The 25,605-nt window shown below is 34.6% G+C and carries 39 protein-coding genes; 3 read left to right on the forward strand and 36 right to left on the reverse strand.

All coding sequences use genetic code 11. The features are described from left to right. Positions 1-118 precede the first annotated feature (118 nt). From BK575_RS12880 to BK575_RS12910, 7 genes are all read right to left on the reverse strand, one after another. The gene (locus BK575_RS12880; protein ID WP_078410728.1) at positions 119-532 is read right to left on the reverse strand and encodes a hypothetical protein; all 414 of its coding nucleotides are present in this window, start codon (positions 530-532) and stop codon (positions 119-121) included. 137 nt (positions 533-669) lie between these two features. Next, on the reverse strand, positions 670-1,221 hold the full coding sequence (locus BK575_RS12885; protein WP_078410729.1) for a hypothetical protein: 552 nt from the start codon (positions 1,219-1,221) through the stop codon (positions 670-672). Between the two features lie 103 nt (positions 1,222-1,324). Next, the gene (locus tag BK575_RS12890) at positions 1,325-1,825 is read right to left on the reverse strand and encodes a hypothetical protein (RefSeq protein ID WP_078410730.1); all 501 of its coding nucleotides are present in this window, start codon (positions 1,823-1,825) and stop codon (positions 1,325-1,327) included. Positions 1,826-1,967: 142 nt separating this feature from the next. Further along, entirely contained in the window at positions 1,968-2,393 is a 426-nt protein-coding gene (locus BK575_RS12895; protein WP_078410731.1) for a hypothetical protein, read from the reverse strand. A 96-nt stretch (positions 2,394-2,489) separates the two neighbouring features. After that, positions 2,490-3,020: an AAA family ATPase gene (locus BK575_RS12900; RefSeq protein ID WP_078410732.1), complete on the reverse strand. Its 531-nt coding sequence runs from the start codon at positions 3,018-3,020 to the stop codon at positions 2,490-2,492. Positions 3,021-3,325: 305 nt separating this feature from the next. Continuing rightward, on the reverse strand, positions 3,326-3,676 hold the full coding sequence (locus tag BK575_RS12905) for a hypothetical protein (protein ID WP_078410733.1): 351 nt from the start codon (positions 3,674-3,676) through the stop codon (positions 3,326-3,328). A gap of 427 nt (positions 3,677-4,103) precedes the next feature. Next, a complete protein-coding gene (locus BK575_RS12910) occupies positions 4,104-4,358 on the reverse strand; it encodes a hypothetical protein (protein ID WP_078410734.1) in 255 nt (84 codons plus the stop codon). A 739-nt stretch (positions 4,359-5,097) separates the two neighbouring features. Here BK575_RS12910 and BK575_RS12915 point away from each other — a divergent pair. Then, complete coding sequence (locus tag BK575_RS12915) at positions 5,098-6,333, forward strand: IS110 family RNA-guided transposase (protein WP_078410279.1); 1,236 nt, start codon at positions 5,098-5,100, stop codon at positions 6,331-6,333. Between the two features lie 315 nt (positions 6,334-6,648). On the opposite strand, the gene BK575_RS12920 is transcribed toward BK575_RS12915, so the two are convergent. From BK575_RS12920 to BK575_RS12975, 13 genes are all read right to left on the reverse strand, one after another. Next, entirely contained in the window at positions 6,649-6,954 is a 306-nt protein-coding gene (locus tag BK575_RS12920) for a hypothetical protein (protein ID WP_078410735.1), read from the reverse strand. 423 nt (positions 6,955-7,377) lie between these two features. Further along, positions 7,378-7,908, reverse strand: a complete 531-nt coding sequence (locus BK575_RS12925; RefSeq protein ID WP_078410736.1) for a hypothetical protein — start codon at positions 7,906-7,908, stop codon at positions 7,378-7,380. Between the two features lie 189 nt (positions 7,909-8,097). After that, positions 8,098-8,457, reverse strand: coding sequence for a DUF7674 family protein (locus BK575_RS12930; protein WP_078410737.1), 360 nt, complete (start codon positions 8,455-8,457; stop codon positions 8,098-8,100). Between the two features lie 239 nt (positions 8,458-8,696). Beyond that, complete coding sequence (locus tag BK575_RS28600) at positions 8,697-8,870, reverse strand: hypothetical protein (RefSeq protein WP_169907774.1); 174 nt, start codon at positions 8,868-8,870, stop codon at positions 8,697-8,699. 171 nt (positions 8,871-9,041) lie between these two features. Beyond that, the gene (locus tag BK575_RS29075; RefSeq protein WP_235867383.1) at positions 9,042-9,803 is read right to left on the reverse strand and encodes a hypothetical protein; all 762 of its coding nucleotides are present in this window, start codon (positions 9,801-9,803) and stop codon (positions 9,042-9,044) included. A 162-nt stretch (positions 9,804-9,965) separates the two neighbouring features. Next, the gene (locus BK575_RS12940) at positions 9,966-10,511 is read right to left on the reverse strand and encodes a hypothetical protein (protein WP_139368031.1); all 546 of its coding nucleotides are present in this window, start codon (positions 10,509-10,511) and stop codon (positions 9,966-9,968) included. A gap of 101 nt (positions 10,512-10,612) precedes the next feature. Further along, the gene (locus tag BK575_RS12945; RefSeq protein ID WP_078410739.1) at positions 10,613-10,939 is read right to left on the reverse strand and encodes a hypothetical protein; all 327 of its coding nucleotides are present in this window, start codon (positions 10,937-10,939) and stop codon (positions 10,613-10,615) included. Positions 10,940-11,086: 147 nt separating this feature from the next. Further along, on the reverse strand, positions 11,087-11,533 hold the full coding sequence (locus tag BK575_RS12950) for a HEAT repeat domain-containing protein (RefSeq protein ID WP_078410740.1): 447 nt from the start codon (positions 11,531-11,533) through the stop codon (positions 11,087-11,089). Between the two features lie 84 nt (positions 11,534-11,617). Beyond that, a protein-coding gene (locus tag BK575_RS12955) for an IS3 family transposase (protein WP_139368028.1) occupies positions 11,618-12,738 on the reverse strand; the annotation gives its coding sequence in 2 pieces (ribosomal slippage) (positions 11,618-12,489 and positions 12,489-12,738; 1,122 coding nt in all). A gap of 60 nt (positions 12,739-12,798) precedes the next feature. After that, positions 12,799-13,146: a stage III sporulation protein AH gene (locus BK575_RS12960; protein ID WP_204524864.1), complete on the reverse strand. Its 348-nt coding sequence runs from the start codon at positions 13,144-13,146 to the stop codon at positions 12,799-12,801. 153 nt (positions 13,147-13,299) lie between these two features. Continuing rightward, on the reverse strand, positions 13,300-13,479 hold the full coding sequence (locus BK575_RS12965; protein WP_078410741.1) for a hypothetical protein: 180 nt from the start codon (positions 13,477-13,479) through the stop codon (positions 13,300-13,302). A gap of 150 nt (positions 13,480-13,629) precedes the next feature. Beyond that, positions 13,630-14,034, reverse strand: a complete 405-nt coding sequence (locus tag BK575_RS12970; protein ID WP_078410742.1) for a hypothetical protein — start codon at positions 14,032-14,034, stop codon at positions 13,630-13,632. A 136-nt stretch (positions 14,035-14,170) separates the two neighbouring features. Next, positions 14,171-14,446 (reverse strand): hypothetical protein, encoded by a 276-nt coding sequence (locus BK575_RS12975; RefSeq protein WP_078410743.1) that lies wholly within the window; start codon positions 14,444-14,446, stop codon positions 14,171-14,173. A gap of 268 nt (positions 14,447-14,714) precedes the next feature. Here BK575_RS12975 and BK575_RS12980 point away from each other — a divergent pair, with 268 nt between their 5' ends. Further along, on the forward strand, positions 14,715-15,950 hold the full coding sequence (locus BK575_RS12980) for an IS110 family RNA-guided transposase (protein ID WP_078410279.1): 1,236 nt from the start codon (positions 14,715-14,717) through the stop codon (positions 15,948-15,950). A gap of 243 nt (positions 15,951-16,193) precedes the next feature. Here the strand turns inward: BK575_RS12980 and BK575_RS12985 are convergent, their stop codons facing one another. Then, a complete protein-coding gene (locus BK575_RS12985; RefSeq protein ID WP_078410744.1) occupies positions 16,194-16,445 on the reverse strand; it encodes a hypothetical protein in 252 nt (83 codons plus the stop codon). 191 nt (positions 16,446-16,636) lie between these two features. Here BK575_RS12985 and BK575_RS12990 point away from each other — a divergent pair. Further along, positions 16,637-17,757, forward strand: a protein-coding gene (locus BK575_RS12990) for an IS3 family transposase (RefSeq protein WP_139368028.1) whose coding sequence is annotated in 2 segments (ribosomal slippage) — positions 16,637-16,886 and positions 16,886-17,757 — 1,122 coding nt in all. Because the reading frame shifts where the segments join, the coding sequence is not laid out codon by codon here. 30 nt (positions 17,758-17,787) lie between these two features. Here the strand turns inward: BK575_RS12990 and BK575_RS12995 are convergent. The 15 genes from BK575_RS12995 to BK575_RS13060 form a co-directional block, all read right to left on the reverse strand. Further along, a complete protein-coding gene (locus BK575_RS12995) occupies positions 17,788-18,174 on the reverse strand; it encodes a hypothetical protein (RefSeq protein WP_078410745.1) in 387 nt (128 codons plus the stop codon). A gap of 445 nt (positions 18,175-18,619) precedes the next feature. Further along, positions 18,620-19,144, reverse strand: a complete 525-nt coding sequence (locus BK575_RS13000; protein WP_078410746.1) for a DUF2199 domain-containing protein — start codon at positions 19,142-19,144, stop codon at positions 18,620-18,622. Between the two features lie 111 nt (positions 19,145-19,255). Next, positions 19,256-19,681 carry a hypothetical protein gene (locus tag BK575_RS13005; protein ID WP_078410747.1) on the reverse strand — a complete coding sequence of 142 codons (426 nt, stop codon included), beginning with the start codon at positions 19,679-19,681 and terminating at the stop codon, positions 19,256-19,258. A 145-nt stretch (positions 19,682-19,826) separates the two neighbouring features. Beyond that, positions 19,827-20,207 carry a hypothetical protein gene (locus BK575_RS13010; protein ID WP_078410748.1) on the reverse strand — a complete coding sequence of 127 codons (381 nt, stop codon included), beginning with the start codon at positions 20,205-20,207 and terminating at the stop codon, positions 19,827-19,829. Between the two features lie 105 nt (positions 20,208-20,312). Then, entirely contained in the window at positions 20,313-20,738 is a 426-nt protein-coding gene (locus tag BK575_RS13015) for a hypothetical protein (RefSeq protein WP_078410749.1), read from the reverse strand. 152 nt (positions 20,739-20,890) lie between these two features. Next, entirely contained in the window at positions 20,891-21,469 is a 579-nt protein-coding gene (locus BK575_RS13020) for a hypothetical protein (RefSeq protein ID WP_078410750.1), read from the reverse strand. 133 nt (positions 21,470-21,602) lie between these two features. Continuing rightward, a complete protein-coding gene (locus BK575_RS13025) occupies positions 21,603-22,016 on the reverse strand; it encodes a DUF4262 domain-containing protein (RefSeq protein WP_456238397.1) in 414 nt (137 codons plus the stop codon). A gap of 127 nt (positions 22,017-22,143) precedes the next feature. After that, positions 22,144-22,497, reverse strand: a complete 354-nt coding sequence (locus BK575_RS13030) for a hypothetical protein (protein WP_078410751.1) — start codon at positions 22,495-22,497, stop codon at positions 22,144-22,146. Positions 22,498-22,553: 56 nt separating this feature from the next. After that, complete coding sequence (locus BK575_RS13035) at positions 22,554-22,811, reverse strand: hypothetical protein (RefSeq protein WP_078410752.1); 258 nt, start codon at positions 22,809-22,811, stop codon at positions 22,554-22,556. A gap of 96 nt (positions 22,812-22,907) precedes the next feature. Continuing rightward, complete coding sequence (locus BK575_RS13040; RefSeq protein WP_078410753.1) at positions 22,908-23,126, reverse strand: hypothetical protein; 219 nt, start codon at positions 23,124-23,126, stop codon at positions 22,908-22,910. Between the two features lie 110 nt (positions 23,127-23,236). Then, a complete protein-coding gene (locus BK575_RS28605; RefSeq protein WP_169907776.1) occupies positions 23,237-23,413 on the reverse strand; it encodes a hypothetical protein in 177 nt (58 codons plus the stop codon). A gap of 26 nt (positions 23,414-23,439) precedes the next feature. Next, the gene (locus BK575_RS13045; RefSeq protein ID WP_078410754.1) at positions 23,440-23,679 is read right to left on the reverse strand and encodes a DUF2750 domain-containing protein; all 240 of its coding nucleotides are present in this window, start codon (positions 23,677-23,679) and stop codon (positions 23,440-23,442) included. A gap of 262 nt (positions 23,680-23,941) precedes the next feature. Then, positions 23,942-24,448 (reverse strand): hypothetical protein, encoded by a 507-nt coding sequence (locus BK575_RS13050; RefSeq protein WP_078410755.1) that lies wholly within the window; start codon positions 24,446-24,448, stop codon positions 23,942-23,944. 143 nt (positions 24,449-24,591) lie between these two features. Next, complete coding sequence (locus tag BK575_RS13055; RefSeq protein ID WP_078410756.1) at positions 24,592-25,095, reverse strand: DUF4367 domain-containing protein; 504 nt, start codon at positions 25,093-25,095, stop codon at positions 24,592-24,594. A gap of 166 nt (positions 25,096-25,261) precedes the next feature. After that, entirely contained in the window at positions 25,262-25,558 is a 297-nt protein-coding gene (locus BK575_RS13060) for a hypothetical protein (protein WP_078410757.1), read from the reverse strand. Positions 25,559-25,605 lie beyond the last annotated feature (47 nt).

The following is a 25,605-nucleotide window of genomic DNA, read 5'->3' on the forward strand; positions in this document are numbered from 1 at the left end:
CGAAAGTTCCACTAAATGGTTGTAAACTATCCTGCCCCGTTAGTCGAATAAGCAAAGGGGTCGTCTCAGCAACCCCCATTCTTAAAGTAAAGCCTCCGTTAGTTCAACAAGATTTCCATTAATTTTCTTCGTTCTCATCATAATTTTCATAGTGACTAATCCAAAATGCCATATTCAAATTGGCTATTTTCCTCAACAGTTCAGGTTCAAAAACCATATTACCTGAACTAGAGTTAGGATTAGAATACACTGCGATATCCAAGTATACGTCATCAGCACCGCAGTCTTTAATCACCTGAATATAGGGGTAAACAGTGTCTACAACCCACTCTAGCCCTACCTGGTTATTTTCATCATATGGCAGGTTATCTGGAGGACATAAATCAGCCATTCCGTAAGCTAGAGGTCCTCTCTTTGACAACTCTCCAACTTCTTTTTTTCTTTCTAACTGCCATCCAGTTTTCTTTTCGAGTAAATCAGGTGAGAAACGGTCCCCACTCATTCTACATGAAGCTTCTATACGTGCTGTCAATTTACCTATCCTCCACAAACTAGTATTGATTGTTTTTATTTTCTATATTGGCTTTGTTAATCCTTCTTGCGCTAACCTGCCATTTAGTTCAATAACGCCAATAAAAAAAGGACTGACGAAACAGCCCATTTAATGTGTTATTTTGTTACCACCACATACTGTCTCTCTCTAAATGAAAACCGTTCACTTAATTCGTCAAATAAGGGTTTTTCATTCATTTTAAAATTTCCTATATCATTTTTGAAATGCTTTGTTTTTAAGTCAATAACAATATTTAGTATATCTTGCTTTTCCTTTAATTCATCTCCATCCAAGCAAGTGTATAATTCAATACTTTCACCGTCGTTAAGGTTTTCATCAATATATTTAAACAAATCCCTATAACCTTTTCTCGAATGAGAACACTCAAGATGATATACAAAAGGATTGCTAAATTTATCCCTTATTTCATCATAACCATCTAATTCTGAAACGTGTATGCCTAAAAAATCTTCATCTGTTTCATAAACGATCATATATTGTTCATTTAAATTAGGCTTGTTAATATACTTATTTTTCTTAGTCTTTTCGGTTTTTGTACCTTTGATTTTAATGTCTGATACATTTGAAATTGGTACCAATTTAGGGTTTCTTCCAAAAGAGCCAGTTGGAATCTCCCTGCTTGAGGCTATATAGTGATGAATTGTCAAAAAACTTCACTCCTTTTAAGAAGAAAAAGACTGCCGAAACGATTCCCTGTGTTGTTACACTAAAGCCCCCGTAGTTGAACAACGTCTAATCCTGTCTTCACTATTATTTAGACGAAATTAGATGGGTTAAAGCTTTTTCAGTGTCTTCGTTGACATCTATTGTCATCCAGAGCTTGTCGTAGAAAATCACTTTTTCCTTTCCATTATCTAAATAAAAACAATATCCTTCGTATTCTACATCTGAAATCTGGACGATAGGATGTTCGTGATTGATTTTGCATAAACTTACGTTTCCTTTTAATGCTCTGAAGATATTTAAGAATTTTGGCAGAAATTCAATTTTTACGGGCACAGTAGGTGTATAATCACGTTTCTCCCTGGCATCGAGTCCTGTATATCGTTCCTCAATCCAAATATCATAATAATTATCTTCTTTAAAATCTTCCTTGTCCTTGTCGCTCAGATAGTATTTATAATACTTATTTATAATCTTCTCAATATGTTTAAAGGGAGGCAATGATCCACCATATAAAAGCACGACTTTTGTTTCCATAAATCTGCATAACACATCCTTTTCTATTCCATACCTCTTTTCAATCACCATAAGCCATGAGCTCTAAATTCAATAATATCATTCAAATAAGCTTCTTCAACAAACCTGCCCCGTTTGTTGAACAAGAAAAGGAGGTGCGGCAGCTACCTCCGTTGTTTAACTCAAGCCCCCGTTGTTGAAGAAGACAACCAACTTAAGGATGGAAAATACATATCGAACCAATCGTAGACCGCCTGTTATACTTAACCTCATTTACTTCCAATTCCTCTTCTAATCTAAATAAGATTCCTGGGTATTCTTCTAAGTAATAACTATCTATATTCCAATCCACCAACCACTTATCGGTGTCAATTTCAATATCCAATAAATCGTTCCCTAGCCCATAATTCTCTAGGAATTTCCCTTCAAAGCCTTTAAAAACACAAATTTGGTCTACCTTTCTTGTTTCCTCATCTACAAAGAAGGAAATGTTAGGAAGATGATAAACTATACACCCAGCCCTCTGTTCCTTTTTGTAAGGAATACTGACCTCTTGTATCAGCTTTCCTTCACTAATGCCCAAAGGAAATATCCCTACACTTTCGCCTGGAATAATTTTTTCATCTGCGTTTCTACCCATATATAAACTCCTCATTTAAGAAAATAAATTGCCACACCAACAAAGTCCTTATTGTATCCTACAAGTCATAATTCCTTTTTCAGCTAAAGCACCCCATTAGCTCAACAAGAATCTAGGATTTTCTCTTATATTCAAAATGATTTCATCTAAATCTGATGGTTTTAGGTCAGTTGTATTATAAAAAAAGCGTTTATCTATTCCTTTACTTTCAAATTCATTTACTAATTCCAAACATCTTAATCCCATCTGATGTTCTTTAATCCTTAAAGCGTCTCTTCTTAACAATTCATCACTATCAACCAATAAAACAATATATATAATTTCAACATTCTTAACTTCGGCATAAACCTTTTGAGAAAATTCTTCTACCTCTTTTGGAAAAGCAACGTAATCAATAACGACATCCTTATTTGCCTGAACAAAATTGATACTTAAATCCGCTATATTTTCCCAAATTAATGATAGTAATTCTTCGCTTTCCCAGGGTGGAAGGTATCCTCCAATAACCATATGATTGATTAAATCACCTTCAATATAAGCACTTTGGTCAAGCTGTTCAGCAAGTCTCTTTGAGGTTGTGGATTTACCTACTCCTGCTGGTCCAGATATAATATAAATTTTTTTCATTATTTCCACCCACTTTTTATATATACATATGTAATTCAATGTTAAAATCTTGAAGTCCTTCTTCAACTAAACTGCCACGTTTGTTGAAGAAGAAAGGCTGCACTATTTAACATATCTCAATCAAAAAGGAGCATTGAGATTTTGTCCCAATGCTTTTTAGTTTATATGATAAACTCCATCGTATATAACCTTTTCTTTTCAAGATTAAGAATAGCAATAAAATAACTTCCATCTTCTTCTGATTTATAAAAGTACAAATCGCCTTCACCAAATTGAACAGGATTGTTTGAAAACATCTTTGCATACTACTCTTCTTTTTCAAAATTAATATCCTTAACGTCTTTTTGAAATTGAGAAATTTGTTTTGAGACTTCTTCAAGTGTAGATCCATCTATTTCTTTCCAAAACGTTTGATTTTTAACTCTTTCTACTTTGTTTTCACTATAATCTGCAATAATATAAGATTCTCCTTCGCCACGAAAACTTGGATCACTTTCAATAACATTGGTCATTTTTGATGGTTTTGGAACTTCGAATCCCCAATTAATATCCCAAACGCCATAAGTAGTATTAAATTTTTCATTCAAATAATATCCCAATCCGACCAAGGCAATAAGAATTGGCACTAACACTAAAGACAGAGTTCTCTTTTTCATATATTTGATTCCTTTCAATGAAAAACAATTCTAAAATCCATATATTATAAAATAGCATAGTAAATAACAACTAAAAAATATTGTGTAAAATAAAACCCATTTTAGTTAAACTAACCTCCCGTTTGTTTCTGTAGTGCTTAATAAATAAAAACGGCTAAAGTAAAGCTTTACATATATAAGATTTTGCGTATTTAGTGCAACAAGCAGTTGAATATATGACTTACAGATGAATAGTGCATTTATGCATGCTAAAATTGGTGTTATATCGTAGGATTTCTAAAGCTTTCTAAAGAGATGACAATATATAAAAATAATCTAAATATGACTTATATACCTAATAAAGCACTACACTACATTGAAGAAAAAGGGAGGCCGCAGCCTCCCCCTCATTCTTGAAATCTTTCCACCATTAGCAGATCACAACAGCCTATTTTAAAACAAAATCAAACATAACCGTTATCACTATAAATGCTACAGTAAACGTTAACCATCCTACTTTTTTTGATACCGGTTTTTGAAGAAATTTGATTTTAGATAAAATAAACATAACAGAAAGGACTATAGCAAATACACACAACGATTCGAGCCAAAAAGAGGTTGCCCTTTTTTCAAAATAAAAAGAAAGAAAATTAAGTACAATAACTATTCCAATACCCCTTGCTACGTTTTCCCATCTTTCCATTTAATCTAACCGCCTCTTGATTTCAAATGTTTATCAGTATTTCTACTATAAGGAATTTATTTCATTAGATACAATGGAAATTTCACCCTGCCTTCTTTATTTTTCTCTTCCACTAACCGCTTGTTCAATAAGAAAAGGGTGCCCACTAATTAAAGTAGTACCACCCGTTGTTCAACCTTAATTCCTTCTATTTCGGCTGTCATAATGTTTAAAAACAGATATAATAAGATAGGTACCAAACTGACAAGCTATACAAAGTATCAAAGTTTCTAAATCTAATGATCCTGTCTTAAACCAATGAATTAAAAAAGCGACAATGAGTGCAATAAAGCAAGCAAGAAAACCCTTAGTGTGTGACTTCATCATAATTCCCCATCATTTCTCAAGTTTTATCTTTTTCAATACTAGCTCATTTTTCTAACTGAATTATAGAGGGAAATTTATACAAATAATCTTTATGTCTTCTTCCACTAACCTGCCCCGTTCGTATTATAAGGTCAGCCAGATAAGAAAATATTTCTGGTTGACCATTTTTTATATGGTCTTATTATAACGGTAGCCGGGGTAAAACGTAACTGCCCGTGGGACCTAGATCCCGTCAGCTAAACAGTTTGCCCCCTACTTGTAGAAACATGATTGAGGCTGGTTGGGACCTAGATCTCGTATAACAAGCGAAGCTGTGACACTGCAAGAAGGAATTAGGGGTACCGGCAAATAAGAGATTAGGAGATGATGGAGGATGAATCCAGTCGTTGGTCTGGATATTTCAAAGGGAGAAAGTCAAGTTCAAGCTTTTGTAGATAAAGGCAAACCTTTTCGTAAGAGCTTTAAAGTATCTCATACTCTTGATGGGCTTGGTTTACTTGTAGAGTTCTTAGATGATGTGCAGAAAGAAACAGGTCAGAAGCCTCCTGTGATTCTAGAAGCAACTGGACACTATCAGACACCAGTTGTCCAATATCTAGATGAACGTGGGTATTTATTAATTATTATTAATCCTTTAATTTCGTATAAGGCAAAGAGTTCAAGTCTAAGAAAAGTAAAGACAGATGCAGTCGATGCATACCTACTCTGTGAATTGTATTATAAAGAGGAATTAGAGCCATACAAAAAGCGAGGGATTCAGTTATTAAACCTTCGTAATCTTACGAGACAACACGAAAATATTACAGGCGTTATGATTCAGACTAAGCTTCAATTTCAGGCTGTACTTGATCAGGTATTTCCTGAATATCGAGGAGTTTTCGGTGATTTGTATTCTGTGGTATCACTCTTAACATTACAAGAGTTTCCGTCATCTGAAGACATATTAAAGGCTAGTGATGAAACAATCTCGAATAAGATCAAAGAATTATGTCAAAGTCGCTCAATCAGATGGGCAAATGAAAAAGCTCTAAAACTAAAAGAGGCGGCAGCTCGTAATCCTTTTGAAAAAACAGTCTACCAGAGTCATATATTAAGCTTAGGTATGTACATTAACATTATTCTTCAATACAAAGAGCATCTATCAAGATTAGAGTCAGAGATAGACGCTCTCGCTAAAGAAATTGAAGAATATAATATTATCAAATCCATCCCCGGCATTGGAGAAAAAATCGCTGCCACGATTATTTCTGAAATCGGTGAGATAGATCGATTTAACCACCCTAAAAAGCTTGTCGCTTTCGCTGGTGTTGATCCTAGTGTATTTGAATCTGGTAAATTTAGAGCTACCCAAAACCGTATTACTAAAAGAGGATCAAGTAGACTTCGCCATGCCTTATATATGGCAGTTCGTTGTGCCATTCGTGATTGTCGTAAGAAGAAAACCACAGATGAAATACTCCCTAGAAACAAAAGAATGCGGGAGTTTTATGATAAGAAACGCGAAGAAGGAAAGCCCTTTAAGGTCGCTGTCATTGCTTGTGTAAACAAGCTCTTACATTGGATTTTTGCCTTATTAAAAAACAGAACAATTTTCCAAGATATAGCTTAATGACTATATCTAACTAAATAAAACAAAACCTTCCAAAATTAAGGTAGTGGAAGGTTATTTGGTGTGCGTATTTTTAGTATAGCATGAAATAATTTAAGTTTTTATTGAAAAATGTTGACAAACTATTAGCTGGTTTAGTGCAATAAAAAAGCCTTACTCCTTATTGAAGTAAAGCCTCCGTTTGTTTCTGTAGTGCTTACTAATTAAAAATGGCTAAAGTAAAGCTTTACATGAGATGACAGTATATAAAAATAACCTAAATATGATTTATTTACTTCATAAAGCACTACACTACATTGAAGAAGGAATAGCTACTTAATCTCCTATAATGCGAATGCTATTTATCCTCTCATCACTTAGCCTGTCAATTAAAGAATTTAAATGAGGTAGATACTCTTTGCTTATAAATATCTTGTAGCTATTCAAATCATTAATAAATTCCTTAAGTTCTTCTTTATTCCAATAGATATCGGGAGCATAATAATCCTTGATTTTTCTCAGATATTGGTAACTTCCCCAGTTCTTCGTTTCATAAAAAATAGCATCGTGGAAGTGTTGTTCAATTTCAAACATACATAACTCATTATCATCACTATCAAATAGTTGCACATCTAATCCCATTGTTTCCATCCCCCATTCCCAAGCTAAAAAGAAAAAAAACGCTATCTGTTTTCTTTAATTTATCATTTTTCCTTCTTCAACTAAACTCCCGTTGTTTAATAAAAAAGGCGGCACTACTTATTGAAGTAATGCCCCCGTTAGCCATCCATGCAGCACAAAATCAGTGCTGCACCACAGAGAATGAAAATGGTCGGGAAGTGTCAATACTGATACTGACCTTAATCCAGTCAACCCTAATCCATAGACTTATTAATGAACGCTCTCCTCTTTTTTTAACGATTGAGCAGGGTCTTCTTAAGTATTGTCATTTTTCTAATCTTGAAGAAACTTATTTTCATGGTAGTTTAAATGAATAGATTCACAACCTACATTTTAATAAGTGAAAAAGGTTAAATTTTATCAAAGTATTACTCTTTAATATATTTATAAAATTAATATGCCATCTAACCTTGGGACTATGCTTTTTTTAGCGTTAGTACGATAAGCCATTTCAGTCCAAAACCTATCTTCTAATTCTGGGCATTCATTAGACAATAATACTTTTTGTCCTTGGGGAAATATTCGATTAAACGTATCTTTATCAACTTCATAAATATCGCAGGTACTATTTGATGCACCGTCCAGGACTTGGAAATAGTATTTATTTATACTTACCTTATCACTTCTTGGAGTAGATAATGGGTCATCAACCTGTGTTATCCGATTAGGAAAACTCTCAGGTGCAACAAAACTTTCCTCTAAATGAATAGTTCCTTGAATTCCATTTAAAAAACGTGAATTAGCCTTTACCAATTTTTCATTTAACATCTTCCGAGAAAGTTCATTATTAAAATCACAAAAAAAGAAAAGGTCACGTCCTCTTTTAAATAGTTGATTAAACGTTTCTTCATCAACACTATATAAGCCAAGATTTTCAATTTCTTCAAGACTTCCAATGACCTGTACACTTAACAAACCCATTCACTCCTTGACATAAATTCCAGATAGTTCTTCAATTTATCATAAAGTTCTTCCTTCTTAAACTGTTAACCTTACCCTGTTTAAATTCATCACAAATACCAGATAATCCTTCATTCACTAACCTCCCCGTTCAAGAAGAAAAGGAGGTACCGTATCCATCCATCCTTAAACTCAAGCTCCCGTTCAAAATCTCCCCCAGAACTTTTCAATTTCGTCTGATGCTTTCTTCGTTTCAGGACCCATATACTTATATGCCGTTTTTAGCACCGATTTAGAGTCGCCAAGTTTTTCAAGAATGGTGACGCTTAATAGTTCTTTAACATAATCATCACCTTGAATTGCCATCCGTTCAAAAAAATCAAATAAAAGTTCTATTTTGGATATTTCCTTCTCTTCCTCAATAAGTTTTATAAAATGGTCATTGCACTCACCAAAGAATACGTGGTTTAAAATTTCACCATTAAAGTCAATGTGTTCCTGTAAGATGGGCTTATACTCTTCAAAGTGTTCAATAAAAATCTTGGCTATGTTTTTTTCATCCATCTTTTTCTCTCCTTTGAACAAACTCTAACCATTGTCATTCTCTAGTTTATATAAGTTTTCCTTGTTGCACTAACCTCCCGTTTGTTGAATAAGAAGAGGAGGTGCCGCAGCTACCTCCCTCCCGTTTTTCAACTCTAGCCCCCGTTAGCCATCTATGCAGCGTAAGGACAATGCTGCACCACAGAAAATGAAAGAATATTACGTTCTTTCATTTTCTGTGGTGCAAGAAGAAAGAGGTATTATTCCCCTCCATTTGTGTATTTATTATCCCCCATCATATAGTTTGAACTGTCCCCTGGCTTAGCGTTTGGATCGGTTGGTATATGAGGGTTATTATTGATTTTTTTATTCCTCAAGTCTACCAATAAAGCAAATGTTACAATTCCAAGAATGAAAACAATAAGCCACATCAACAAGACCACCCCCCTTAACTTACATTATATTCCGTAAACAAAGTGATTTTCAGTTCTTCTTAAACTAACCTGCCCCGTTTGTTGAAGAAAGAAGGCAGCACTCCTTATTAAAGGAGTGCTGCCAGTTAGTTATATAAGAAACTCACCTACTTAGTTTAGTCTCAACTTGCTTTAATCTCCTATTGCAATGATAAGTTTGCCTTTCAGCTTGGCTTCTTCACAAAGTTCTTTTAACTTTTCAGCAAAATATCTGATTTTTTGATTGTTTATATGATCGGTTTTGTACTTACCTAATAACCCATCGCAAATATTTATTAATTGATTTATTTCCGGAGCTGAAAACAGTTTATCCCCATACTGGTCTAACCCTATAAGCAAATCAAAAGCCTCTTTAGGCTTCTTTTCTTTATATCGCTGGACATATTGCTCCTTATTCCGAAGATACCCCTGTAGCTCCTCGTTAAATTTTACATACCTTTCTGTGTAATAGGTCTCGTTTATGGTATTGCCGATATAGAAATCTATTCCTACCCCGTCGCTACATAATCCCCCTATAATCGAAAGCTCCAATAGAGGTATTTCTCTGTTTAATTCACCATATACCTTTATAGTTTCTGTTTCAATCAGGAGGTTTGCTTTATTTATTTTATTCACAAGGCAATTAACCTTTAGCTTACCATTTGTTAATTGCGTGTCTAACATCTCTATTTCATAATCCCTGAGTTGATTCAAATCCGTTAAAACCCTCATTCTCGAAAACTTTAATGAAAATTCCCTACAATTGATTAACTCACATCTAAAGAAAGAGGAATGGGGTTCATTATACTCCGACATATCAATCGTGAGTATCATCCCATTCTCTGTTTCACTAACATCCCTAATTTTTCCGGAGTAAAAGTTATTAAAAACCTCTGCCTGCACACTTTTATCCATATCTAGGTCACCTTTTCCTCCCTTATTATTTTTTACAGTATATCAGACTTTTTCAGCTAACCTGCCCCGTTTGTTCAATAAAGAAAGCGATCTCTTATTAAAGAATCGCCCCAGTTAGTGAAAGAACAAAAATAGTCACCTAAACAGTTTATTATTTTCAAATTAAATTAGTTCATTTAAATCGTTGTTCAAATCACTGCAACTAAGTTCCGAGTAATCCTCAATAATCATTGTAAAAGGATATAATGTTTTATTTTTAAGATAGTAATTTAACTGAATCAAAGCAGTTAAGGGGAAGTCGTATCCCCAATTATCCTTGTAACCCACAACTCCATATTTTTTAAGAAGAGCTTTCATTTCCCTGATAATTTCCGATAAAAATTCATCATAATCGCACTCTGCATTGATTTTTGATGTAATTTCTTCTCCATAACCATCGTCTTCGGTTACTCTTATTAGAATTTTTCCTTTTGGTAATACGTCAAAATTCCAATGAAGTTCTTGTGGTTCACCTTCCCATTTAAAGGAGGAACCATCTTTTACATAATCCTTATCCATATATAAAGGATTTATCTCAAGTAATGTTTCAAGAAGGTATTTTAAAGCATCTGTAAGATAACTTACATCAAATGTACAGGTTTGCGAATTAATTTCCAAAAAACACTCCGCCCAACCCGTTCCAGTTAATCTATATTTAAATTTCATCATATTCCTCCGATTTTGCTTTATTGTTATCTTGAAAAGACTATGTAAATAGGATAACGTAATTAGCCAAAATCAGTTTTTTACTAAACTAAAGCCCCCGTAGTTCAACAAGATATATTGTTTTTCTTTAGTGTTGAACGTATTTCGTAACCAAAATTACTTGGAAAGATTTCAACAAAACCGATTTTACCTTCATAAACTTCGATTGTTCCTATTTCTTCAAATGAAAAACCTTCTAGTTTATCCTCATTTTCTTCATATTCTGCAAGATAAAATGAACCACAGTCAGGTTCACCACATTCATAAAGTCCCTTAATTCGAAGATTATCAACTTGGTTTGCTAATTCAAATCGGGATTTACTAATAAAATACTCTTGAATCTTGTTTGCCAAATGAGGTAAAACATCTATAAGCAACAGGTAATTCCCCAAAATACCAACACCTTTTTTAACTGATTTATTGTTATTTTAACAGTTGTTCTTATTCAACTAAACTCCCGTTTGTTGAATAAAAAAGAAGTTGCCGCAGCAACCTCCTGTTGTTCAACTAACCTGCTCCGTTTGTTCAAGAAGGCACAATTAATTCCTTTTTCTTAAGGCAAATAAAGCACGCCTTCTAACATACTCACATTCATCCCGCAAAAATTCACTTAATAAGCTTTTAATTGCTGAATCCTCTCCGTTAATTTCTCCTAGCCCGTAAGCAATCTGCCATTTTGCATCAGGGTCTTTATAAGATACGGCCAACTTAGCCAACGATAATAGTTGATGGGGCCGTTCAATAAGTTGTTCAATTATGTTTTCAACTTCATTGTCTCTAGCCAGTATATAGAGAAACTCTTCAACTATTTTTCCATTCCATTGTTCAACAGGAACGTTTTTAATTAGCTTCTCTGTAACATTATAAATTTTATACCAATCATCATAATCGGTTTCCCATTCTCCATAACTTCTGTCGGTTTTTTCAGCCCATAATTTAAAACAGTTCACTTCACTTTTCATTTGCAACATATAATCGCTACTCATAATTCAATCCTCACCCTTGCTGCATTCATTTATTCTAATGCCACCCGTTACTTTAATAAGACGGTTTGGTATGTCAACACTAAACTAGACAGATTTTTTAAGGTGTTCAAGTTTATAATTAATTGGACTTACATAACCAAGTGTCCCATGAATTCGGATGTGGTTAAACCAGTGGACATAGTCATGTAGTTCTCTTGTTAATTCTTCTAAACTCTCAAAATGTTGACCTTTCACAAACTCTGTTTTGATGATTTTAAACGTTGCTTCAGCCACAGCGTTGTCATAGGGGCAGCCCTTCATGCTTAATGATCGTTGAATGTTAAACGTCTCTAACGCATCGTCCATTAGCTTATTTTTAAACTCATTCCCACGATCCGTATGGAAAAGCTGAATGTTACGGAGATCACCCTTGATGGAGGCGAAGGCACGATAGACGAGTAACGCATCTTTGTTCGGACCTGCGCTGTAACCCACGATTTCCCGATTAAAGAGATCGACAAATACACATACGTAATGCCATTTTTGTTTGACTCTTACGTACGTTAAATCACTTACGAGCGCTGTCATCTCTTCTTCTTGGTTGAACTCGCGGTTTAGTTCGTTCTTCTGTTCGGATTCGTTACAGGATTTCGCATGTGGTTTAAATTGAGCTATGGTGTAAGTAGAAACAAGGCCCTGTTCTTGCATAATGCGTCCAATTCTTCGTCTAGAAACGATGCGCCCACGCTTTTTTAATTCAACTTTGATTTTGCGTGTTCCATAATTTTGACGACTCGCTTGGAAAATATCAATGACATCTGAGGTCACGTCATCTACGGCTGCTCTTTCCCTAGATTCATAATAGTAGGTGCTTCTAGGCAGTTGTAGGACTTTGCACATTGCTGATATCGAGTATTTATGTTGATTGTTCCTGATCACATTTACTTTCGTCCTAGTATCAGCGCGGCTTGCTTTAAAATATCGTTCTCCATTTGAAGCTGCTTAATTTCTTTGCGAAGTCGGTTCAATTCCTGTTGCTCAGGGGATAGGTTCTCTTTTTCTTTGAACGATCCAGATGTCTGGCTTTGATTCACCCACTTGTCCAATGACGAGGGTGTCAAATCATACTCCCGGATGATGTCCTTTCTTGGTTTTCCATTAAGATAGAGCTGCACGATTTGTTCCTTAAATTCAGCTGTAAATGTTCGTCGAGCTTTTTTCGTCATAGTAGATTCTCCCCTGTAGTATTTCCTGTATTCTACTTGACCTTATCTTTTCTGTCCAACTCAGTGTAGCCTATCCATTAAGTCTTCTGGTAGTTCTGGGCTAATCCAATCAAAAAGAGAATTGCTACGTTCTTTCAAAAATTGCCTTGTAGTATTATTCAACTGAAAATAAAAAACAAATGCTGTGCCCCCGGCAAGTTTTGTGGTTTCCCATTCTCGTTGAATTTTTCTTTCGAGTAAATGTCCTTCAATATCGGTTATTAAATTATCAATATAGGCAAGACGCTCTTCTTCAATCTCCATCATTTGTCTATTCTCAACAAAAGCAAAGCTATCGCAATGTTTTGATAGTAAATTTATTAGTTGTTTATAGCGTTTACCCTTTACATTTTCAGTTATCATTAGCATAATAATCTCTCCTCAACACTACAATTGCTTTATTAACACTTTTTTCGCACTGCACCTTATCCCTTCCTGACTATTCAACTATTCTAATCGTTAGTGTAAGAAAAAAGCCATACTCCCTATTGAAGTAAAGCCCCCATTAGCTTAATAATATTGCTATCTTTTTACTTGGTCTTTATTGGATTGAATATACCACATTGGCACTTCCATCAGTTCGCCCTCATCTTCCTCGTGACCTGTGGATAAAACCTCAAACACAATAGCATCTTCTTTAATTTCAACTACTTTAACCCAAATTTCTTCAAATTTTAGTGTTTCACCTATTTTAAAGTCCATTTGATAAAAAACTCCTTTTTGACATTGCCTAACTTAAAAATTTCTCTACTGTTCTTTAACTATCCTGCTCCGTTAGTCGAATAAGCAAAAGGGTCGCCGCAGCAACCCCTGTTGTTCAACTCTAGCCTCCGTTAGTTTAATAAGAAGAATTCATTTTTCAATTCTTACTAATGTTTTTTCAGGCATTTCAATATGGTCAATGTCAAAACCGTTGATGTTCAAGGTTAATTCTCCTTCTCGCTTTTCAGTTTCTTCACCCACCCAACAACTATACAGTTCAAAAAAATCACCTTCTTCAAGATAGCTGTCCATAATTTCACAGAGTGCTATTAGCTTTTCTTTCGATTCGGCACGTATTCTTTTGTTCACATATTTCGAAATTTCAATCCCCCAATTACTTGATATTTCATAAACATATAGCGTAGTAAATTGATATTTCTTTATATTTAGTCGGTGACGCTCATCTGAAAAACAACTCCCAATGGTAACTAAATCATCCGATTCATCATTAATAGGTAATTCTACATTAGAGCCTATATATGTAGCTAAACTCATTTGCATTCACTCCTTTTCACTTCTGACTAGTTTCTACGTTTTTGTTAAACTAACCTGCCCCGTTAGCACAATAAAAAGGCTGCCGAAGCAGCCCTAACTTGTTTAACTTAAGCACCCGGTTACTTGAATAAGTGATTTATTCCTTACCTTTTATATCTCGTTTCCGTTCATTATATATAGCAACACCAAGTCCAAATATTGCTATTGTCACTACTATATATAACCAAAATAAATCTATATCTGTAAAATACTCAATGGTACTTATTATCAAGTTTATTAATATCAGAATGAAAAGAATTAAATCCTTTTTAGTTAGTTTTCTTTTTTCAAAAAACAATCCCATTATATTCACCCGCCTATGGTTTAAAGCATTTCTTAAACTTAAGCATAACATAACACAGCCTTCTTCCACTAAACTGCCCCTTTCGTATTATAAGGTCAGCCAGATAAGAAAATATTTCTGGTTGACCATTTTTTATATGGTCTTATTATAACGGTAGCCGGGGTAAAACGTAACTGCCCGTGGGACCTAGATCCCGTCAGCTAAACAGTTTGCCCCCTACTTGTAGAAACATGATTGAGGCTGGTTGGGACCTAGATCTCGTATAACAAGCGAAGCTGTGACACTGCAAGAAGGAATTAGGGGTACCGGCAAATAAGAGATTAGGAGATGATGGAGGATGAATCCAGTCGTTGGTCTGGATATTTCAAAGGGAGAAAGTCAAGTTCAAGCTTTTGTAGATAAAGGCAAACCTTTTCGTAAGAGCTTTAAAGTATCTCATACTCTTGATGGGCTTGGTTTACTTGTAGAGTTCTTAGATGATGTGCAGAAAGAAACAGGTCAGAAGCCTCCTGTGATTCTAGAAGCAACTGGACACTATCAGACACCAGTTGTCCAATATCTAGATGAACGTGGGTATTTATTAATTATTATTAATCCTTTAATTTCGTATAAGGCAAAGAGTTCAAGTCTAAGAAAAGTAAAGACAGATGCAGTCGATGCATACCTACTCTGTGAATTGTATTATAAAGAGGAATTAGAGCCATACAAAAAGCGAGGGATTCAGTTATTAAACCTTCGTAATCTTACGAGACAACACGAAAATATTACAGGCGTTATGATTCAGACTAAGCTTCAATTTCAGGCTGTACTTGATCAGGTATTTCCTGAATATCGAGGAGTTTTCGGTGATTTGTATTCTGTGGTATCACTCTTAACATTACAAGAGTTTCCGTCATCTGAAGACATATTAAAGGCTAGTGATGAAACAATCTCGAATAAGATCAAAGAATTATGTCAAAGTCGCTCAATCAGATGGGCAAATGAAAAAGCTCTAAAACTAAAAGAGGCGGCAGCTCGTAATCCTTTTGAAAAAACAGTCTACCAGAGTCATATATTAAGCTTAGGTATGTACATTAACATTATTCTTCAATACAAAGAGCATCTATCAAGATTAGAGTCAGAGATAGACGCTCTCGCTAAAGAAATTGAAGAATATAATATTATCAAATCCATCCCCGGCATTGGAGAAAAAATCGCTGCCACGATTATTTCTGAAATCGGTGAGATAGATCGATTTAACCACCCTAAAAAGCTTGTCGCTTTCGCTGGTGTTGATCCTAGTGTATTTGAATCTGGTAAATTTAGAGCTACCCAAAACCGTATTACTAAAAGAGGATCAAGTAGACTTCGCCATGCCTTATATATGGCAGTTCGTTGTGCCATTCGTGATTGTCGTAAGAAGAAAACCACAGATGAAATACTCCCTAGAAACAAAAGAATGCGGGAGTTTTATGATAAGAAACGCGAAGAAGGAAAGCCCTTTAAGGTCGCTGTCATTGCTTGTGTAAACAAGCTCTTACATTGGATTTTTGCCTTATTAAAAAACAGAACAATTTTCCAAGATATAGCTTAATGACTATATCTAACTAAATAAAACAAAACCTTCCAAAATTAAGGTAGTGGAAGGTTATTTGGTGTGCGTATTTTTAGTATAGCATGAAATAATTTAAGTTTTTATTGAAAAATGTTGACAAACTATTAGCTGGTTTAGTTCAATAAGAAAAGGAGATGCCGCAGCACCTCCCGTTCTTAAACATAAGCCCCCATTAATTGAAGAAGCAAAAATTATACGAGTTTCTTTTTCTTTAAAATTGTATTAAAACCAATTACTGATTGTTGCGAATAAAAATGCTATTAATATGAAAAATCCAACTAGCCATAAAAACACAGCCCAAGCACGGAAAGTCAAAAATATCGGTAGGTGCCGTACTATTATATTTCCTATTACATCAAATAAAGCCTGCCAAAATGGTTCTTTCGAGTTTCCCCTTCTCCACAAATAAATTCCTAACAGGATAGATAAAATTGCAACTAAAAGGAGAATCATTCCTTCCACTTTCACCAACATATCACCACTCTTAAAATCAATTCTTCAATGTTTCTTTACTAACCTGCCCCGTTTATTCAATAAGAAAGGCGATCCCTTGTTAAAGAATCGCCCTCGTTCAACAAGATATAATCTTGGATAGGCTACACTGAGTTGGACAGAAAAGATAAGGTCAAGTAGAATACAGGAAATACTACAGGGGAGAATCTACTATGACGAAAAAAGCTCGACGAACATTTACAGCTGAATTTAAGGAACAAATCGTGCAGCTCTATCTTAATGGAAAACCAAGAAAGGACATCATCCGGGAGTATGATTTGACACCCTCGTCATTGGACAAGTGGGTGAATCAAAGCCAGACATCTGGATCGTTCAAAGAAAAAGAGAACCTATCCCCTGAGCAACAGGAATTGAACCGACTTCGCAAAGAAATTAAGCAGCTTCAAATGGAGAACGATATTTTAAAGCAAGCCGCGCTGATACTAGGACGAAAGTAAATGTGATCAGGAACAATCAACATAAATACTCGATATCAGCAATGTGCAAAGTCCTACAACTGCCTAGAAGCACCTACTATTATGAATCTAGGGAAAGAGCAGCCGTAGATGACGTGACCTCAGATGTCATTGATATTTTCCAAGCGAGTCGTCAAAATTATGGAACACGCAAAATCAAAGTTGAATTAAAAAAGCGTGGGCGCATCGTTTCTAGACGAAGAATTGGACGCATTATGCAAGAACAGGGCCTTGTTTCTACTTACACCATAGCTCAATTTAAACCACATGCGAAATCCTGTAACGAATCCGAACAGAAGAACGAACTAAACCGCGAGTTCAACCAAGAAGAAGAGATGACAGCGCTCGTAAGTGATTTAACGTACGTAAGAGTCAAACAAAAATGGCATTACGTATGTGTATTTGTCGATCTCTTTAATCGGGAAATCGTGGGTTACAGCGCAGGTCCGAACAAAGATGCGTTACTCGTCTATCGTGCCTTCGCCTCCATCAAGGGTGATCTCCGTAACATTCAGCTTTTCCATACGGATCGTGGGAATGAGTTTAAAAATAAGCTAATGGACGATGCGTTAGAGACGTTTAACATTCAACGATCATTAAGCATGAAGGGCTGCCCCTATGACAACGCTGTGGCTGAAGCAACGTTTAAAATCATCAAAACAGAGTTTGTGAAAGGTCAACATTTTGAGAGTTTAGAAGAATTAACAAGAGAACTACATGACTATGTCCACTGGTTTAACCACATCCGAATTCATGGGACACTTGGTTATGTAAGTCCAATTAATTATAAACTTGAACACCTTAAAAAATCTGTCTAGTTTAGTGTTGACATACCATCTTTTCAATTCTTACTTTCCTACATATTCAACCTTAACACTATTCACCCTTTTGTCCATTTCGTAAGTTTCAGATTTTTTATCGTAAATGACTTGTAATTTCTTGTCGTCAATCCAGCCAATAGAGAAACTTTTATCTGACCTAAATGTATTTCCGGATTCGTTTGGGAATTTATCACCTTTGTCTAAGATTGATAACTGGGGTGAAAATCCTGTTGTTGCCCCACAATCTCTAGTAAAAATATAAGCCACTTTTTTACCACCGGGAGAAGGGACTTTTTGTACAATATCATTCCCACACATATCTCCAAATAATGTATCCAATACATATTTACCAGCCATATATACAACAAATATTATGATTGCTGTTATTAAAATAGGTTTTAACTTATTTTTCATTCCATACATCCTTGCTTTCAATCCATAAAATAGTGTTTTTCAAAATCATAGCATTTCACTATTCTGCCCCCGTTAGCTGAAAAGCAGATAGCTTTAGTAATAATGAATGATTCAACTTTTTTTAAATATTCGTTTAGCTCCACGGAACAACCACTTTATGCCACCTATGATTATGTCTACAACTATAAAAACTATTAAATCAAATAAAAATTGAGCCATTTTTTGACCTCCTGCCACGTCATAGGAATCGTGGACTAACCATTTTTCTTAATCATAAATGGAGCATTCTTAAAACGGAACCATTTTTTATCAGGATTACAGTGGTAAATTTTTCATTATTTTGTTCTTCAACTAAACTGCTTCGTTAGTCGAATAAGAAAAAGGGAGGCCTCAGCAACTCCCATTCTTTAACTCTTGCCACCCGTTAGTGAAACAAGAAAAGTTATTATTGTTTCTCTTCATCACATAGCTCTTGTGCAATCTGCTTTATGCGCTCTACTGTCACACCTTCTCTTTGTTCTATAGCTAAGGGATGATCAGTTGGTTCTAACTCAATATAAGGACGTACTCCAACCGAACGAGTATGAACCATTGTTTTTAAATTTATTGTTTCAGGATAACAAGGAATTGAAGTCGATAACCAGCCAAACATCGGCTCTAGTTCTTGTTCTCTTCCTTCTACTTCCCAATAGTCATTCGTTTTATTAAAATTTACTTCGCTTAATGAAACCCAGACATCCCAGATAAATGGTTCTTCCCCATCTATTACAGGAATCTCAATACACCCACGAATAAAAAAATATTCATCGTCAATAATACACAAATCTTCATTCATCTCTATTCGGCTTTCTTGCTCTTCTGACGGTATGTCGTAACAATAATCAGGAACAGGACTTCCATAACTCATTGGAAGTTCATCGTGATACTTTCCACAACATCTACATAAATAACCTTCTTGATAATTACTCATTATATAATCCTCCACGAGAGAAACAGTTTTTTTCTCGATATTAGCCCCAAAACACAATAAAGAATCAATAAATTTTTCTTCTTCTACTAACCTGCCCTGCCCGTTCAACAACTATTTTTTTATTACCAATAGTGTCTTCTCATATATTTGGATGTCATTGATGTTAATATTATTAAGATTTATGGTCTGGTCTAATTCTACATCTCTATCTTCTTCCTCATCACCAGCCCAACAAATGTACAATTCACAATAATCGCCTTCTTTTAGATAACTATCTAAAAGTCTACATAGCGCAAGAAAGCTCTCTTGTGCTTCCATATTACTTCTTGGGTGCCGCATTTTATAATCATCGTTAAACTTTATCCCTATATGTCCATCAGTGAGGATTTCGTAAACTTGTGTAGTTGAAAGGTGCTTTTTCAATTTTTGTTTTATTTCATCATTTATAAGCCACTCACCAACTAAGACTTTATCATCACTATCATCATCACTAATAGGCAGAGTAAAGTTGCAACCAAGATAATTGACTATACTCATTTTCACATACACCTTTCTTCAACTCTTGATTTTTTGCTCTGTTGAATAGCAAAGTTGATATTTCACCAGGAGAAAAAGGACCAAAAACGGCCCTTTTGTTTGTTATCACCTCCAGCTCACGCCCTCGTTAGCTGAAGATCATCGTTTATTTGCCAATCAAAAACAGACTTTCTCCTTCATACAATTGATACTGTTCAAAAGCTGTAGAATCAGCAAATAAGTCTAAATACAATTCTTTATTAAATTCAATTATCAAATCTTCCGTTGGATCAAAATGATAAATATTTGTAATTGGAGCCCTTAATAAATGCTTTTTTAAAATGGAAATAAAATCGTTTCCTGGTTGTTCCGTAGAACCTACTAAAATACCGCTCCTATGTCTTAATCTCCAAGGGCATTCCACATTTAAGTTACCATTCTCAAATTTAATGTTTATTAACTCTACTCCAATTGGAGTCACCTCAGTAACCTTTAGACCCAAAAAAGGCGAAAAATCAACATCGCTAAACTTAATTGAAATATCCATCCATTTCTTCACCTAATTTCACATAAACTTCACTGTATTTTTAGCCACTGACTGTCGCTGCAAGCTTGTTTTATTAAACTCAAGGCATTGTTAACTAAATAAAACTTATACTTCTTCCTGATATACACTTAAACGAATTGGCTTCCTTTTCATTGGTACTTTGAACTCTTCAATATTTTCAATTTCTATGAAAAAATCCTCTACATCACCATCGTTTTCAAAATACCACTGTGAAGTTTCCAGTTCTCTCAGATCATCTGTTGGTTCAAAGACAAATTCACAGTGTAGTTGCTCCATATGAGAATACTCTTCATCGTCATATATGGTAAATTGCCTAACAAAATGGAAATAAAATAGTTCTTCACCTGTAAAGTCATATACTCCACATTGAAAGAGAAGGGCAATCTCCTCTTCGCCTTCTACGTGTTCTCGTCCAAACGATTTAAACGCTTCCCAAACCTTTGTTATATCACTGGAGTTTTCAGCAATTTTATTTTTAAGATAATTTTCTGTATCCCCTAATTTAATCATTATCTTAACTCCTTTTTTCTAAATAATCATTGTACTTGTTAATTCGATAAGAAAAGTATCGTTCCTTTTCTTATCTCACTAATCGGTCCGTTTGTTAGACAAGAACAAAGGGATTGCCGCAACAATCCCTATTCTTAAATCTAAGTCATCTGTTAGTTCAATAAGGTTTTTATCTCCTCTCTTAATTTTTCAACTTTCTCAGCCATTAGTACCGGGTATTCTATTAGGCCTTTTTCTTTTATATCCATTTTTTCAAACACTTTATAATTGTTCAATGTATTCCAAAAGTGCTCTGCTCCATCTAAAATTGTTTCAAAGAATTCCTTCTTAGGCAGGACAGCTTTAGCATAAACCTCAATAGGTTTCCATTCATCTGTGATAGAGAACTCGAATAAGTGGTTGTCTAATGATTTTATTCTCATAACAATTGGCTCGATACCGTACATAACATTAACCTTTTCCTGGTCTAAATAATTCTCAACCAGAGCCATATAACTCTGTTCCCATAAATCTAGACCACTTGGCCCATCAATTCCAACCACAATTTCATTCTTGTACTTAATTGTAATAAGCATTTGAATATGCTTAGACGTGAAATTACTGTGCTCAATATACTCTCTGAATTTCGAAGAATCATCCAAAGATATGTATTTTCCTTCAGGATTTTTTTTATAATAAGGGTCAGTATAGTCATAACAATGTAACTCTAAGAACGTTCTTATTTCAAACATAAATAAACCTCTTTAAGAATTATCTACTGTATATTTTAGTTTAGTAGCTTATTAAACTAAACTCCTCGTTTGTTTAATTAAGAAAAACAATCCTTCTTGTTGAAAAATCGCACTTGTTAGTTCAGTAACTTTTTTAGTCAATATTCTCAAAATCATAGTCATCAAGCTGAGTTTTATAATATTCATCACAGCCATTTTCAGTTGGAAGAATTCCATTTTCATCAGGCAGAAGAACTCTTAACACGTCCCGCCCCATTTCTCTATATTGTTTAAATGTCACTTTAAGTCCTTCTATTATGTCAGAGTATTCTTTGCCTTCCTCAAACCTCTTACCATTATTTATGTCATCAATTAAAGTAAAGAAAACATCATTTGCCACTTCAGGATCCATATTAAGTACTATTTGAAAATCCATATGATTAAAGTTCTCTTGAACTCCGTGTGTATGATAATTAGAGTGAATTCCATCATACTCTTCAGCATAAATGACGTCCATATACCAGCCATATTCTTCTAACATTTGTTCTTCCCATTGCTCATTTTCCAAATCATTTCCCTCCAAAGTATTTTATTTTATCATTTCTTGTTAAACTAAAATGCCCTATGAGTATAATAATTAAATGGTTAATCAATCCTCATTCTTTAGTCGAAGCTATTTGTTAGTTAAACAAGGCTTATCTAAAATTATCTATATGAAAATGAAGCCAATTAACCCTTACTACAGTAGGTGTTGCACAAATGCCTTCAAACTCTATATGATTTTCTTCGTATGTAAAAGGACCAGTTACATTTATATCTCTTCCAAGTTGGTTGGCTAACTGAAGAACATAAAACACTGCCTTTTCTGGTTCTTCAATTTGTAATTCAGTACTACATTCTAACTCAAATAACGCCTTATCTTTCCAATATTGTTGCAGCGATAAAATTTCTATATCTCCAACTTTTTGAGTTAATCTCTTTATTACTCTTTGTGCCTTTTCTTTTGAAGTTGCGTTTATATATATACGCCATTCAATTGTCTTAAACATCTTATACTCCTTAGATTTTTCGCCAATACCATCTGTTAGTTTAACAAGCGCTTTGTTTAATTTTCTTCATCTCGATAGTCAAAGTGCTCGTGATGTATAGCATCCATTCCAACTAAATCCCCACTTTTATTAAAATACCCGAAGAAACTGTCTATTGGTAATTTTAACAATTGATAATTATTGTCTCTTGGCAAATTTTTCAGTTCTTCCTCTGCCTTTTTATGAGTGGAATAAATACCTACAGGGAAAAAGTTAGGAAATTTCCCTGTCCTGTTTGCTACAAATATACCCCAAACAAATTTTGTATCATTCAATTGGACTTCCTCCCAACATCATCGCCATTCTTGCGCTTACTTTCATTTATTCTTAACATATGCTTATTGAACTAACTGCCTCGTGTTCAACACGAACTATTCATTTTTTTTCGTTACTGATTCATTTATTAACTTGCAAAGGTATCCAACTATGTATTCTCTGCGTGTCGTTTCTTCAATATCGTTATTTTCTACAAGGTCATCTATACCTTTATTAATAGTTTCCCATAAAGGTGTGCCTTCAAATTGTTCATACGGATGTGACATATACTGTGTACCTCCCTTGCTTACTGTTTGGTTCATTTCTTTAATCATAATATATATCCTCGTGCTCAACTAATCTGCCCTATTAACACAAAAAAAAGTTGCCACAGCAACCTTCAACCTTCCTTTATTGAACTCTTCTGTTATTGGAAGTTGGTTAATTATCCATCTAATTGCTCTTTAATAATCGAGTAGAATTTCGGCTTGAATGTGAGCTCTACTGTTGTAATAAAGCGTGATCTGTCGCGATCCAAGAATAATAAAACTTTTGCTGATCCTTTATCATCCTTTATTATTTCTAAGCTTCCAACCGTTTTAAAATCGTAATAAGCTACCAATGCACCATCATTTTTGTTCTTTACCTCTAAAAGAACTCACCATCAATGGATGTTGGCTTATAATTCGACCATTCTTCAACTACACATTGCCGCGCATATGCTTCATCTGACCAAAAAAGTATAACCTCTGTATCTTCATATTCGTTCGATTCACACACACACCATCCATCTTTGCTCTTTAATCCCCAAACCGTCTTACTTTCTGACACTCTTCTTATAAAATTTTCACATCGTCTTTTAGAATTTATAGTCAAGTCAAACTCCATCACTAATCTCCTTTATACATTATTTAATCTAAAATTTCTCCTTTGAAAATTATACCTCTTATTTAACTAACCTCCCGTTAACACAATAAAAAAGGTCCGCCGCAGCCCCCCTGTTGCTCAACTCAAGCCACCGTTAGTTAAACAAGAAATAATCTTTTCAATTCTTAATTTCCTACATATTCAACCTAACCTGCCCCGTTAATTCAAGAAAAAAAGACGGCACTACTTATTGAAGTAGTACCCCTGTTAGTGAAACAACGTATTATCCACTATGAATTTCGAAGCAGAAATATCCAAAAGGTAAATGTTCTTCTTTTAATTCCATTTCTGATTTTGCAATCTTCATCATCTGGATAAGAATCTCCTTTAAAGCTTCTTTATATTTTGTGAGTGCCTTTTTATAAGAGTCAACATCGTTGCTTTTACATAAAGGATATAGTATTGCTCCTAACTCTAAATCCTTAAGAGTTCTTTGGGTATCCTCCACATTAAAGCATTCTTTGACGTGCATCCCTTGAATTTCCTCGTCAAACCATTCTCGGCACTCTATATAAAACATATATTCTTCAAATTCAATTTGCCTTTCCAACTGTTCATTGACATAGAATGGTGTAATCCTAATGTAATCGGTAGTTGAATTAGAGCTAATAATTTCTTCTAATATGCCCTTTAACCCTGTAATAGTCGGGTAATATCTATATTTTCCATTATAGTAAACAGTGTTATTGTAAATTATTTCGTTAATATTTCCTCTATTATTCTTTAACATAGCTCTACACCTACTTTTCAGCCCAATTAACTACATATATTTTATCATTGCTTCTTCCACTAATCTGCCCTGTTTGTTCAAGAAAAAAGACGAACCCTAGTAAAGGCTCGCCCTGTTAGCTGAAGAACAACTTAAATTCATTCTTATTCCATTGATTCAGCTATATTAATCATCTCATTTTTTGTTAATGTGGAGCTATCCATTTCTAAGTAAGTATCATTTTGAACCCAACACAAGATTCCACCAATAGGGTGTTCATTTCTTCTGGAAGCTTTAAATGGTGAAAAATATCCTTTATAACCATTTATATTAACTGTCTTCCCACTGTACTCAGGCTTCTCTAAACGACCAGAAGCCTTCCTTTCTCCAATACCAAACATCAAATGCTCATCATACTTATCCATATAATGTAATCTGAAATCAGTTATATCTTCCTTTTCACCCCAAGGATATGTTTTGATGTCCAGAGTCCAATGCGACGGTATCTCTTTAGGAGTAAGAACCTTAAAATCAACTTTCTTTTTTAATTCTGGAATAGTGATCGAGTTATGATTATATTTAATTGCTTGTACTAAATTCGCTTCAATTCCTAATATCAAATTAACGATCAATAATAAACCAAGAATTAGTTTTACAGAAACGTTCAATTGGTTATCTCCATTTCATAATTATTATGCTTTTCCTCGGTAGGTAGTTTCCCCAAAAAAATGTCTCCTTATTAAACTAAACTGCTCCGTTAGTCAAATAAGGAAAAGGCTGCCGCAGCAGCCCTAACTTGTTTAATTCTAGCCCCCGTTAGTGCAACAAGAAGTATTACTTATTTGTTCTTAACGGCAGTAAGTTTGAATGAACCCATCTAATGAACTTGTCTGTACACTCCTCATCCGTTTGAGCATTAAAGAGAAAAACTCCTCCTACTTCATCTTTATAGTATTCTTTTGTTCCAAAGAGTAAGTCAAATTCTTCTTGACTCTTGAAATCATAAAACATGACATCCCAGCTTCCGTCTATCCGTTCCCAAGCAATTGCTTCTGCCCAAAAAGGTTCCCAATTATCTATATGAATATGGGGACCCTTATAATTATCTGATTCAAAGTATCTATTATCCATAAAAGTCACCCTTTATAAGATAGTTTGACTCCGCTTTATCATAATCC

Source organism: Priestia abyssalis (assembly GCF_002019595.1).
Lineage (GTDB): Bacteria > Bacillota > Bacilli > Bacillales > Bacillaceae_H > Bacillus_BA > Bacillus_BA abyssalis.